Annotated in this window: 12 protein-coding genes; 7 read left to right on the plus strand and 5 right to left on the minus strand. The window is 69.4% G+C overall.

The genetic code is table 11. The annotated features are described in order from the left end of the window. Positions 1-31 precede the first annotated feature (31 nt). Genes ACP6CK_RS09570 through ACP6CK_RS09590 form a run of 5 tightly spaced genes read right to left on the minus strand, consistent with a single transcriptional unit; the run spans position 32 to position 4,517 of the window. The gene (locus ACP6CK_RS09570; RefSeq protein WP_426958657.1) at positions 32-700 is read right to left on the minus strand and encodes an RraA family protein; all 669 of its coding nucleotides are present in this window, start codon (positions 698-700) and stop codon (positions 32-34) included. 2 nt (positions 701-702) lie between these two features. Next, a complete protein-coding gene (locus tag ACP6CK_RS09575) occupies positions 703-1,833 on the minus strand; it encodes an ABC transporter ATP-binding protein (protein ID WP_426958658.1) in 1,131 nt (376 codons plus the stop codon). Beyond that, complete coding sequence (locus tag ACP6CK_RS09580; RefSeq protein WP_426958659.1) at positions 1,802-2,632, minus strand: ABC transporter permease; 831 nt, start codon at positions 2,630-2,632, stop codon at positions 1,802-1,804. Before ACP6CK_RS09580 ends, ACP6CK_RS09575 begins: the two co-directional genes overlap by 32 nt. Then, the gene (locus tag ACP6CK_RS09585) at positions 2,629-3,438 is read right to left on the minus strand and encodes an ABC transporter permease (RefSeq protein WP_426958660.1); all 810 of its coding nucleotides are present in this window, start codon (positions 3,436-3,438) and stop codon (positions 2,629-2,631) included. Before ACP6CK_RS09585 ends, ACP6CK_RS09580 begins: the two co-directional genes overlap by 4 nt. A 38-nt stretch (positions 3,439-3,476) precedes the next feature. Further along, positions 3,477-4,517: an extracellular solute-binding protein gene (locus ACP6CK_RS09590; protein ID WP_426958661.1), complete on the minus strand. Its 1,041-nt coding sequence runs from the start codon at positions 4,515-4,517 to the stop codon at positions 3,477-3,479. A 340-nt stretch (positions 4,518-4,857) separates the two neighbouring features. On the opposite strand from ACP6CK_RS09590, the gene ACP6CK_RS09595 reads away from it, so the two are divergent. The 7 genes from ACP6CK_RS09595 to ACP6CK_RS09625 all read left to right on the plus strand — a co-directional run bounded on the left by ACP6CK_RS09595 (position 4,858) and on the right by ACP6CK_RS09625 (position 10,944). Further along, on the plus strand, positions 4,858-5,976 hold the full coding sequence (locus ACP6CK_RS09595) for an amidohydrolase family protein (RefSeq protein WP_426958662.1): 1,119 nt from the start codon (positions 4,858-4,860) through the stop codon (positions 5,974-5,976). Further along, positions 5,976-6,392 (plus strand): Rieske (2Fe-2S) protein, encoded by a 417-nt coding sequence (locus ACP6CK_RS09600; RefSeq protein ID WP_426958663.1) that lies wholly within the window; start codon positions 5,976-5,978, stop codon positions 6,390-6,392. Before ACP6CK_RS09595 ends, ACP6CK_RS09600 begins: the two co-directional genes overlap by 1 nt. A gap of 11 nt (positions 6,393-6,403) precedes the next feature. Continuing rightward, the gene (locus ACP6CK_RS09605) at positions 6,404-7,462 is read left to right on the plus strand and encodes an extracellular solute-binding protein (protein ID WP_426958664.1); all 1,059 of its coding nucleotides are present in this window, start codon (positions 6,404-6,406) and stop codon (positions 7,460-7,462) included. Then, positions 7,462-8,541 (plus strand): ABC transporter ATP-binding protein, encoded by a 1,080-nt coding sequence (locus tag ACP6CK_RS09610; RefSeq protein WP_426958665.1) that lies wholly within the window; start codon positions 7,462-7,464, stop codon positions 8,539-8,541. Before ACP6CK_RS09605 ends, ACP6CK_RS09610 begins: the two co-directional genes overlap by 1 nt. Further along, positions 8,538-9,410 carry an ABC transporter permease gene (locus ACP6CK_RS09615; protein ID WP_426958666.1) on the plus strand — a complete coding sequence of 291 codons (873 nt, stop codon included), beginning with the start codon at positions 8,538-8,540 and terminating at the stop codon, positions 9,408-9,410. Before ACP6CK_RS09610 ends, ACP6CK_RS09615 begins: the two co-directional genes overlap by 4 nt. Beyond that, positions 9,407-10,210 (plus strand): ABC transporter permease, encoded by an 804-nt coding sequence (locus ACP6CK_RS09620; RefSeq protein ID WP_426958667.1) that lies wholly within the window; start codon positions 9,407-9,409, stop codon positions 10,208-10,210. The genes ACP6CK_RS09615 and ACP6CK_RS09620 overlap by 4 nt, the downstream gene beginning before the upstream one ends. Positions 10,211-10,278: 68 nt before the next feature. Then, a complete protein-coding gene (locus tag ACP6CK_RS09625; RefSeq protein WP_426958668.1) occupies positions 10,279-10,944 on the plus strand; it encodes an RraA family protein in 666 nt (221 codons plus the stop codon). Positions 10,945-11,244: the final 300 nt, after the last annotated feature.

The following is an 11,244-nucleotide window of genomic DNA, read 5'->3' on the forward strand; positions in this document are numbered from 1 at the left end:
TCGCCTTCTTCCCGAGGGCGCCCTCGCGACCTCAGACCCGCTTCAGCGCCGCCTCCACCTGCGCGCCGGCGCCGGTGATCATGTGCAGCTTCTCCCCCGCGCGGAGGCGGGCGATGATGCCGGGCTCGGCGGTCTGGCGGCGCAGCGCCTCCTCCACCACCCAGTCGATCTGATCGGGGCGGATGACGACCACGCCGCTCTCGTCGGCCAGGATGGCGTCACCCGGGTTCACCATCACGCCGCCGCAGCTCACCGGCACGCAGAAGGCGCCGGAGATGCCGAGGCGCTTGCCCGTGACGGGGGACGGGCCGCGGCACCAGACCGGCAGGCCGGTGCGGCGGATTTCCTCGTAGTCGGTGGCGGCGCCGTCCACCACGGCCCCGACGACGCCGGCGATGTGGGCCGCGATCTCCACCACCCCGCCCCAGCAGGCATGGCGGTGGTCGCCGGCGCGGTCCACCACCATGAAGTCACCGGGCCGGGCGTGGCCGATCGCGTAGTGCATGATCGTCGCGTCCACGGGCGGGACCAGCACCGTCACGGCGGTGCCGGCCACGCGGCGCTCCGGGATCACGGCGCCGAGCTGCGGGTCCATGAACTGGCTGTGCAGGAAGTGGCCGATCGTGGCCGTCTCGCACTCTGCGAGCTTCGCCAGCTTCTCCGGCGCGATGGGCTCCGGCAGGTCTCCGACGCGGAACATGGCTACTCCTTCCCTGATGTGGCGGCGCCCGGCAGGGCGCGGAGGTCGGTGGCGCGGATCGTGACGGCGATCTCCGCGCCGGGCACGGCGAAGCCCTGGCCCGGGGGGTCCGTGGCCTCGGCGATCAGGGCGATCCCACCGGGCGCGGCCAGGCGCAGCTCGGTCCGGGCGCCGACATAGACCGCCGTTTCCACCCGCGCGCGCAGCATCGTATCGCCGGGCTGCGGGGCCGCGTCGCCCAGCAGCATCCGTTCCGGTCGAACCGCCAACTCCAACGTCGTGCCGGATGGGAGCGGGCGGTCGGTGGTGGCGGTCACGAGGCCGAGCCCCGTGCGCACCAGCACCGTCCCGGGCAGCGCCCCTGGTCCCTCCGAGATGCCGGACAGGATGTTGATGCTGCCGATGAACTCGGCGACGAATCGCGTGGCCGGGCGGGCATAGATCTTGGTCGGAGCGCCGATCTGCTCGATCCGGCCGGCGCGCATGACGGCGATGCGGTCCGACATGGCCAGAGCCTCACCCTGGTCATGGGTGACGAAGACTGTCGCGATCCCCAGGCGGCGCTGGAGGGCGGTGATCTCCAGCCGCATCTCCTCCCGCAGCTTGAGGTCGAGATTCGACAGTGGCTCGTCCAGCAGCAGCATGCGCGGGCGGATCACCAGCGCGCGGGCCAGCGCCACGCGCTGCCGCTGGCCGCCGGACAGCTGGCCGGGGCGGCGGGCGCCGAGACCTTCCAGGCGCACCATGCCGAGCGCTTCCGTCACGCGCGTCACGATCTCCGCCCGCGGCACGCCGCGCATCCGCAGGCCGAAGCCGACATTCTCGGCCACGGTCATGTGGGGGAAGAGTGCGTAATCCTGGAACACCACGCCCAGGTCCCGCCGGAAGGGCGGCAGCCCCGCCACCTCCTGCCCCGCCAGGGCGATGCTGCCCGCCGAGGGCTGGATGAAGCCGGCAATGAGGTTCAGCGTCGTCGTCTTCCCGCAGCCGGAGGGGCCGAGCAGGGTCACGAACTCGCCAGGCGCCACGTCCAGGTCAATCCCGGCCACGGCGAGGTGGTTGCCGAAGCGGCGCTCCAGGCCGCGCAGGCGCAGCGCCGGATCAGCCACCGCGGCGCCCCCCGCCTTCCGCATAGAGGAAGTCGCCGATCGGCACGAAGCGCTCCAGCGCCGCGATCACGGCCAGCGGGATGAAGAGGCTGAGCATGGACACCGCCGCGAGCGTCGGCGCGAAGCCGAATTCCAGGAAGGCGAGGATGGCGACCGTCACCGGCTTCTCCCCCGGGCTGGCGAGGAAGAGGGAGAGGTTCACGTCCGTGAAGGAGTGCACGAAGGAGAAGGCCGTGCCCGCGAAGACGCCGCCGCTGATGACGGGCAGTGTCACCTCGCGCAGCACGCGCCAGGGCGGCGCGCCGAGGCTGGCCGCCGCGGGCTCCAGGCTGCCCGGCATGCCCTTCAGCGACACGGCGACGGTCCGGACGGAGAAGGGCAGGCAGATCACCACATGGCCGATCAGCAGCCCCCAGAAGCCGACCAGCCCTCCCATTCCAAAGGCGTGCAGCATCTGCAGCAGCCCGATCCCGGTGACGAGGCTGGGCAGCACCAGCGGCCCTGCCACCAGCATCTCCACCAGCGTCTTGCCACGGAAGGTGCCGCGCACCAGCGCGAAGGCCAGGGGCGTGCCGATGGCCGCGCTGCACAGGGCCGCCATGAGGGCGAGCTTCAGACTGAACAGCATCGGCTCCACCCAGCGGAGCGAGAAGGCCTCTCCCCACCAGCGGAGGGAGAAGCCCTCGGGCGGAAAAACGGAGCGCGGGCTGCCGTTGAAGGACACGGCGGCCGTGATGAGGATGGGCGCCAGGATGAAAATGAAGACCGCCGCCACGGCGGCGCGGAGGCCGATCCAGGGCCATGGCGTGCGGTCGGCGTTCACGACGTCCGCGCCCGGCCGGTGAGAAGGCTGGACAGCAGGAGCAGCACGAGCGAACTGGTCAGCAGGATCACCCCCATCGCCGATCCCAGCCCCCAGTCCAGCAACCCGAGCATGAAGTTCCGGATCAACGTCGCCATTGTCTCCGTCGCCGGGCCGCCGAGGATGGCGGGCGTCGCATAGGCGCTGATCGCGATGGAGAAGGCGAGAATGAAGCCGCCCGCGATCCCCGGCAGGGTCAGCGGCAGGGTGACGTTCAGGAAAGTCCGCCAGCGCGTCGCGCCGAGGCTCATCGAGGCCCGCTCCAGCGCCGGGTTCACGGCGTTGAGGGAGGTCATGATGGAGAGCACGCCATAGGGCAACAGCGCGTGCGCCAGGCCGAGCACGATGGCGGTGGAGGAGGGCAGCATCCGCAGCGGCTGCTCAATGGCGCCCGCCCAGAGGAGCAGGCTATTCAGCGCGCCGTCCTGGTTGAGGATGACGTACCAGCCATAGGTCCGCACGATCACGCTGGCCAGCAGCGGCGAGAGCGAGACGGCGATCAGCAGCCCCTTCCAGCGGGAGGTGGTCCTCACCAGGAAGTAGGCCACGGGATAGGAGAGCAGCACGACCAGCCCGCCGACCGCCGCCCCGATCACGAAGGTCCGCAGGATCGCCCACTGGTAGAGCGGACGCCCGAGCAGCAGCCGGAAGTTGTCCAGCGTCGGATCGTCCTGCGGGATCATTCCGTCGGAGATCAGCACGCTGGCCGAGAAGAGATAGGCCGTCGGCAGGACGAAGAAGACGAGCAGGAAAGCGCAGGGGAGCACGACGAGCAGCCAGCCGCGCCCGCCATTGACGGACGCGGTCAGGTTCCCATGACCTCCTGCCAGCGCAGGGTCCAGTCGCGGCGGCGGCGGGCGATCACCTCGCTGTCCGGGAACTCGATACCGCGCATCTGCGCTTCGGTGGTGATCTGGGCCGAGGCGAAGTCGGCCGGCCAATCCGTGATGTCCGGCCGCCCGGGCGAGGACTTGTAGCTGAGCGAGAAGGCGCGCTGCACGTCGGGGTCGAGGCGGAAATTCAGGAACTCGAAGGCCAGGCGCTTGTTCCGCGCGCCCACCGGAATGCCGGCGCAATTGCCGAGGCCGATCGTGCCCTCGGACGGGATGGTCAGATCGATCGGGTGGCCGGCGTCGCGGTAGAAGACGGAGCGCGCGCTCCAATAGGGCGCGATCCAGACCTGCCCGTTCTCGAAATACGGCGCGGCCTGGGCGGAGGTCGTCACCACCGTCCCGACCCAGGGCTTCTGCGCGCGCAGCAGGGCCCAGGCCGGGTCCATGTTGTCCACGCCGCCGCCGCCGAGCTTCGCGGCCATGATCAGCGCGTACACCGAGAGCAGATTGCCGGGGTTGAAGTTGATGACATGGCCTCGGATGGCCTCGCCGTAGCGGTCTCCGGGCGCCCAGTAGTCCCTCCAGGAGGCGGGCTTGTCGATCCGCGCCTTGTTCCAGATCAGGGCGGTGTACTGATAGGTGTGGACGATCCCGTTCGCCGGGATGATCTCCTTGCTCTTGGCCCAGACGTGGCGGAGGTTCGGCACCTCGCGCTCCGTCAGGGGCTCCAGCAGCCGCTCGCGCGCGCCAAGGATGATCTCCGGCGGTGTCAGCTCCGCCGCCACGTCGAAACCGGGTGCGCCGCGGGAGGCGCGGATGCGCGCGTAATCCTCGGCGGCCGTTCCGGCATCATCATAGATGACGCGCACGCCGAACTTCTGCTCGAAGGGGCGCACCACGGTGGGCAGGAAGACGTCCTGGAACTCGCCGCCATAGGCATTCACAGTCAGCGTATCCGGCGTCTGCGCGACGATCGGCGGCGCCGCGAGTCCGGCGGCAGCTCCGACAGCCAACCCCAGCGCCCTCCGCCGTCCCAGCGTCGCACCCAGTGGTCCGGGCAAGGGCATGGCACCGCACTCCGCCTGATAGCGCGGGATCGTAGAAAGGGATGATGCAGCGCGTCAATGAACGGAACGCATAACGAGATTGCCCTATGGGTAGGGTTACGTAGCGCGAACTCGGCTCCTTTCCCGGGCATTTGCTGCACCGGCCTGCCGCGCGGATGGGCAGGATTGCTGTCGCAGAGGCGTAATGCTGTTTCATAGGCGGTTGTCGCGTCCGCCGGCTGGACATAGGCTCCCGCCCCGCCGCGCGGCCAGGCTGCCGGCGTACAGGTTGAAGGAGGCTGGTCGCATGGACCTCGCGCCCGGGCCGGTTGACGCCGTCATGAACCGCGCCACGACCGGCATCATCGACTGCGATGTGCACCCGATCGTTCCGGGCGGCATGGAGACGCTGATGCGCTACATGCCGGAGGCCTGGAACGAGCGCTTTCGCCGGAAAGGCTCGAATCTGACCGGCACCTCGGGCGTGCCGCTACGTTTCCAGCACCCGAACGGCAGCGTGCCCCGCATGGATGCGCGCGGCCCGAAGGGTGGCATCGCCGGCTCCGATCCGCACTACCTCATCGCCGACCTGCTGGACGGCAACGGCGTGAACATCGCGCTGCTGAACTGCATCCAGGCCGGTGCCGTGATGGCCGCCCTCTCCCAAGTGGAGGAGAGCATCGTTATCGGCCGCGCCTACAACGACTTCTTCCTGCAGGAATGGCTGCCGCTGGACTCCCGCCTGCGCTACGCCCCCACCGTGCCGGTGCAGGACCCGCAGGCCGCGGCGGAGGAGATCCGGCGCGTCGGGAAACACCCGCAGGTCTCCGCCATCTCCCTGCCCCTTCTGAACATCCAGATGGGCAACCGCTGGTACTGGCCGATCTACGAGGCCGCGCAGGAGATGGACCTGCCGATCTACGAGCACGTCACGGGGATCGAGAGCCTCATCGCCGGCACGCCGCAGATCACCGCCGGCACCTTCGATTCCTATATCGACCGCTATCTGGCCATGCCGCAGCTTGCCGAATCCAGCGTCCGCAATCTCATCTTCAGCGGCACGCTGGAGCGCTTCCCGCGCCTTCGCTTCGTCTTCGCGGAGTTTGGATTCCTTTGGATCCTGCCGCTGATGTGGCGGATGGACCGGATCTGGCGCGGTCTGCGGCACGAGGTCCCCTGGATCAAGCAGCCGCCGAGCGAGACGATCCATTCCCGCTTCTTCTTCACCACTCAACCCGTGGATGAGCCGGACGACAACCGGGACCTCGAGAAGCTGATCTCCATGGTGGGCGACGACGTGCTTTGCTTCTCCTCGGACTACCCGCACTGGGACAACGACATGCCAGGGGCCACGCTCCGCTTCCTCTCCCCGGAATCGCGGCAGAAGATCTTTTTCGACAATCCGCGCCGGGCGCTGCGCCTCTGATGAGCGTGACCGAGACCCGCGCCCGCCGCACGACCCGCGTGGATGCCGGCCCGGCCGAGGGGATCGTGGCCGGCCGCTTCACCATGGTAACGGCCGGCACGCGCCGCATCGGTGTGATCCGCCTTCGCAACGGCGAGGTGCGCGCCATCCGCGACCGCTGCCCGCACAAGGCCGCCGACATCTGCAAGGGGATCGTCGGCGGCACCTGGATGCCCTCCGGGGTGGGCGAACTGAACTACGACCGGCACAATGAGATCGTCGCCTGCCCCTGGCACGGCTACGAGTACGACCTGGACACCGGTGCAGAGCTGTTCTGGCCCAAGGGCCCTGGCCTCCGCCAGTACCAGACGGAGACCGTGGACGGCCGGGTCTACGTCATCGTCCCCGAGACGCGCGCCGGCCGCGCCGAATCCTGAGGAGCCCCGCCATGCCGATCTCCCGCCGCCAACTCGGCCTCGCCGGCGGCCTGCTCGCCGCGCCCTTCGTCCGGCCCGCCATCGCGCAGGACCGGACCTTCACCCTCGCGGCCTATAGTGGCGTCTTCGAGGAGAATTATCGGGCGGCGGTGGTCGAGCCCTTCCTGCGCTCTCACCCCGGCATCCGCATCAACTACTTCGGCATGCCGAACTCGGCACAGATGCTCGGCACGTTGCGCGCGCAGAAGGCCGCGCCACAGATCGATGCGGTGCTGTTCGACCTCACCTTCGCCAAGGCCGCGACGGATGAAGGGTTGTTCGAGCCCATCCCGCGCGATTCGATGCCCGTCCTGGCCGAACTGGATCAGGAACGCGCCTTCCCCGCCGGCGTGCCCAGCCCGGCCGTCACCTTCGACCACCTCGCCCTCACCTTCTCCCCAGAGCGGGTGCAGCCGCGGCCGGACTCCTGGCGCGTACTATGGGACCCGCGCTACCGTGGCAAGGTCGCCTTCGCGGGCGTGCCGGACCTGGGTGGCATCTCCATCGTCCTGCTGGCGAACATGATGGAGGGGGAACGCGACTACATGCGCAGCATCGACCGCGGCATCGCCTCGGTCGCGCAGATGGCCCCGAATGTCCTCAACTTCGACCCGAAGCCGGATTCCTACGCCTTCATCGTCAACGGCACCTCCTCCCTCGGATACGGGTGGAACGCGCGCGCCCAGCTCTACGCCAAGGCCAATCCCGGGCAGATCGAGGGGATCGTCCCGAAGGAAGGGTCGGTGGCCATCCTGAACACGATCAACCTCGTGAAGGGCGCGGCGCAGTCTGACGCGGCGAAGGCCTTCATCGCCTATGCCCTCGGCGCCGAGGCGCAGGGCGCCTTCGCCGAGCGCATGTACTATGGACCGGTGAACACGAAGGTGACCCTCAGCCCCGAGGCGGCGTCGCGCATCGCCTCCCAGGAGCAGCGCGCCGCCTGGTTGCCGGTGAACTGGCTGGAGGTGGCCCGCATCCGCGACCGCATCAACGAGCAGTGGCGCCGCCGGGTGCTGACCGCCGCCCGCTGATGGGGGATTCGACTCAGGCGCATCTCGTCCTGGACGGGCTGGAGAAGCGCTTCGGCGCCGGCCCGCCGGCTGTCGAGGCGCTGTCGCTCCAGGTCCGCCAGGGCGAGTTGCTGGGCATGCTCGGCCCCTCGGGCTGCGGCAAGACGACGACGCTGCGAATGATCGGGGGTCTGCTGCCCTCCTCGGGCGGGCGCATCCTCGTTGCCGGGAAGGACATCACCCCCCTTCCCCCGCACCGTCGGGACATGGGCATCGTCTTCCAGAACTACGCGCTCTTCCCGCACATGACGGTGGCGGAGAACCTCGCCTTCGGCCTGGAGATGCGCGGTGTCCCCCGCGCGGAGATCACGCCCCGCGTCCGGCGCGCGCTGGAGATGGTCCGTCTACCCGGCTTCGAGGACCGCCGCCCCCGCCAGCTCTCCGGCGGACAGCAGCAGCGCGTCGCGCTGGCGCGCGCGCTGATTGTCGAGCCGAGCATCCTGCTGCTGGACGAGCCGCTGTCGAACCTCGACGCCAATCTGCGGGAGGAAATGCGGGTCGAGATCCGCGACATCCAGAAGCGCCTCGGCATCACCGCCGTCTTCGTCACGCATGACCAGGCGGAGGCGCTGGCCATCTGTGACAGCATCGCCCTGATGCATGCCGGGCGGCTGGAGCAGCTTGGCGCCCCGACCGACATCTATGAGCGGCCGGCGAACGCCTTCGTCGCCGGCTTCGTGGGCCGGATCAATCGGATCAGGGCACAGAGGGCCGCGGACGGCGCGGTCATGCTGGACGGCTTCCGCCTGGGCACGTCCGCCGGGCCGGCCGGACCGGCCGTGGCCATGCTGCGCCCCCACCGCATCCGCCTGGCCGCGGAACGCGACGACCGCGCCCACTGGACCGTCGTCAAGGCCGCGGTCCGCCGCACCATTTTCGTCGGCGATGTGCTGATCATCGAGGCCGAGGTCGGCGGCACCATCCTCACGGTCGAACGCCACACACTGGGCGACCTGCCCGCTCCCCGCCCTGGCGAGACGGTGGAATTGGCGTGGCGGGAGGACGACCTGCTCGTCTTCCCGGCGGACGCTACGGCATGAGCGGCACCGCCTCCCGGCCGGGCTCCGGCATCGGCGTGTTGCCGCTGCTGCTGATCCCGGCGGTTGCCGTGAACCTCCTCACTTTCCTCTGGCCCGTGCTGAACCTCGCCACCCTCTCGCTCTATGAGGGCAGCGCGGGCGGCTCCATCGGGACGGAGGTCACCGCGGCAACCTGGTTGAGCCTGACGGAGGACAGCTACTACCCGGAGATCCTCTTCAGTTCGATCACCCTTGCCCTGACTGTCACCGGCATCGCCCTTGTCTGCGGCTACCCGATCGCGCTCTTCATCCACCGGGCACCGGACCGCTGGCGCAACGCGCTGATCATCGCCTGCATCTCGCCCCTGCTGCTCTCGGCCGTGGTGCGCACCTATGGCTGGCTGCTCATCCTTGGCGACGGCGGCCTTATCCCGAGCTTCCTGCGCTCCCTCGGCATGACGGAGGTGCCGCGTCTCGTCTTCAACGGTACCGGCGTGATCATCGGCCTCGGCGAGATTTTCATGCCCTATATGATCCTCTCGCTCCTCGCGGGCTTCGCCCGGCTGGATCAGGGGCTGGAGGATGCGGCGGCCAGCCTCGGCGCCCCGCCCTTCACCGTCTTCCGCCGGATCGTGCTGCCGCTGACGCTGCCGGGCATCCTGCTGGGCTGCCTGCTCGCCTTCGTCCTATCGGTGAGCAGCTTCGTCACGCCGAAGCTCCTCGGCGGCGGCCGCGTCACGCTGCTGGCGACCGAAATCTACGACCAGGCCATCGTCACGCTGAACTGGCCGCTCGCGGCCGCGCTCTCGGTGGTGGTTCTCGTCCTCTTCGGCGCGACGCTGCTGGTGTACGGCCGCATGGCCGCCGCGATCGAGCGGCGCGTCGCATGAGCCGCCTCTCCCCCGGCCGGATCGGCTTTCTGATCCTCGTCGTCCTGATGTTCATCTACCTGCTGGCGCCGGTGATCATGGTGATCCCGATGTCCTTCTCCGGCGCCAACAGTCTCGTCTGGCCGCCGCCCTCCTGGAGCACACGCTGGTACGCCGCGATCCTGCAGGATGCGGAGATGGCGGCGGCGCTGCGGAACAGCCTCGTCCTCGCTTCCATCGTGACCGCCCTGTCCCTGACGATCGGCGGCGCGGCCGCCTATGCCCTGAACCGCGGCCGCTATCCGGGACGGGAAGCCATGAGCGCCCTGCTCACCGCGCCGCTCCTTCTGCCGAGCATCGTGCTGGGCCTCGCGCTCCTCATCATCTTCGTGCAGCTCCGGTTGATTGGGCAGTGGCCGGGGCTTGTCCTGGCGCACCTGCTGATCACCCTGCCCTACGCCATCCGCGTCCTCGGCACGGCATTGGCAACGCTTCCCCCGGCCGTGGAGGATGCCGCAGCCAGCCTCGGCGCCCCGCCCGGCACCGTGTTCCGCCGCATCACCCTGCCGCTGATGGCGCGCGGCGTGGTGGCGGCCGGTGCCATCTCCTTCCTCGTCTCCTTTGACGAGGTGGTGATCACCCTCTTCGTCGTCGGCCCGCAGCTCAACACGCTGCCGGTCGCGCTGTACCATTATGTGGAGCGGCGCACGGATCCGCAGGTCGCGGCCATCTCCGTGCTGCTTATCCTCTTCACCCTCGTCCTGGTGCTGGTGATGGAGCGGGCTATCGGCCTGCGCCGCACCATCGGCGGTCGGGGCTGACCCCAGGTCGCGCGATCAGTCCATCCGTGAATCCACCCCGGCGGTCGCGCAGATAGAAGGAGAACGCCATGCCGAAATACGTTGTCGAGCCGATGCCGGCCCCGCTGAGCAGCGAGGTCGTCGCCCTGCTGGAGAAGACCGAGACGGCCACCGTCGGCCACTGGCGCCACTACGGCTTCGTGGACCGCAAGGTGCAGGGGCTGTTGCGCAAGCGGGTGGCCGGGACGGCCGTCACCGTGCAGATCCCCGGCCCGGACTCCACCCTGCTGCACCACGCCCTCGGCCTGCTGCGGCCGGGCGACGTGCTCGTAGTGGACCGCTTGGGCGATGACCGTCACGCCTGCTGGGGCGGCGGCGTGACCGTCGCCGCCAAGGCCGCCGGCTGCAAGGCCGGCGTGGTGGACGGTGCCTGCACCGACATCGAGGAGGTGGAGGCCTCCGACTTCCCGCTCTGGTGCCGCGGCCTCGCGCCGATCACGACGCGCATCTACGACCTGGGCGGGCGGATGAACGTGCCGGTGTCGATCGGTGGCGTGGTGGTGATGCCGGGCGATGCGGTGCTCTGCGACGAGAGTGGCGTCCTCGTGCTGCCGCCCGCCGAAGCCGAGGCGGAGGCGCGCGAGGCCATCGCCCGCCAGGAGCGCGGCCTGAAGACCCAGGCCCGCTGCACCGCGGGTGAAAAGCTCGGCGACATCAGCGGTGCCACGGCAAAGGTGCTGGCCGGCCTAGCCTGATCATCGACCGGGGGTGAAGGCGTGGCCTCGCCCCCGTTTCTTCGTTCTGAGGTGATGCGCGCGGCCGCGTACCGTCGATCCTGGTCGACCTGATGATTGAACCTCGTGGCAGCACGTCCAGCCCGACTCCGCACCCCACTGAGCTTCGCGGGTCTCGCTGATCCGGCGGCGCCCGGCGCCTGAGATCGCGGCAGGCACATACTCGTGATTCGTGGGGTGATGCCTCGCGAAGGCGCGGCCGCGCAGCATTCTTCTGCATTCTTTCCCGGATATGACACGCAATCCATGACGGAAGGGCCT

The sequence above is a fragment of the Muricoccus radiodurans genome, assembly GCF_050154705.1.
In the GTDB taxonomy this organism is placed as follows: Bacteria; Pseudomonadota; Alphaproteobacteria; order Acetobacterales; family Acetobacteraceae; genus Roseomonas; species Roseomonas radiodurans.

What these genes read in the sequence shown, in the direction of transcription:
- ACP6CK_RS09570 (WP_426958657.1), bottom strand. Translation starts at nt 700, where the DNA reads ATGTTCCGCGTCGGAGACCTGCCGGAGCCCATCGCGCCGGAGAAGCTG.
- ACP6CK_RS09575 (WP_426958658.1), bottom strand. Translation starts at nt 1,833, where the DNA reads ATGCGGAAGGCGGGGGGCGCCGCGGTGGCTGATCCGGCGCTGCGCCTG.
- ACP6CK_RS09595 (WP_426958662.1), top strand. Translation starts at nt 4,858, where the DNA reads ATGGACCTCGCGCCCGGGCCGGTTGACGCCGTCATGAACCGCGCCACG.
- ACP6CK_RS09600 (WP_426958663.1), top strand. Translation starts at nt 5,976, where the DNA reads ATGAGCGTGACCGAGACCCGCGCCCGCCGCACGACCCGCGTGGATGCC.
- ACP6CK_RS09605 (WP_426958664.1), top strand. Translation starts at nt 6,404, where the DNA reads ATGCCGATCTCCCGCCGCCAACTCGGCCTCGCCGGCGGCCTGCTCGCC.
- ACP6CK_RS09610 (WP_426958665.1), top strand. Translation starts at nt 7,462, where the DNA reads ATGGGGGATTCGACTCAGGCGCATCTCGTCCTGGACGGGCTGGAGAAG.
- ACP6CK_RS09615 (WP_426958666.1), top strand. Translation starts at nt 8,538, where the DNA reads ATGAGCGGCACCGCCTCCCGGCCGGGCTCCGGCATCGGCGTGTTGCCG.
- ACP6CK_RS09620 (WP_426958667.1), top strand. Translation starts at nt 9,407, where the DNA reads ATGAGCCGCCTCTCCCCCGGCCGGATCGGCTTTCTGATCCTCGTCGTC.
- ACP6CK_RS09625 (WP_426958668.1), top strand. Translation starts at nt 10,279, where the DNA reads ATGCCGAAATACGTTGTCGAGCCGATGCCGGCCCCGCTGAGCAGCGAG.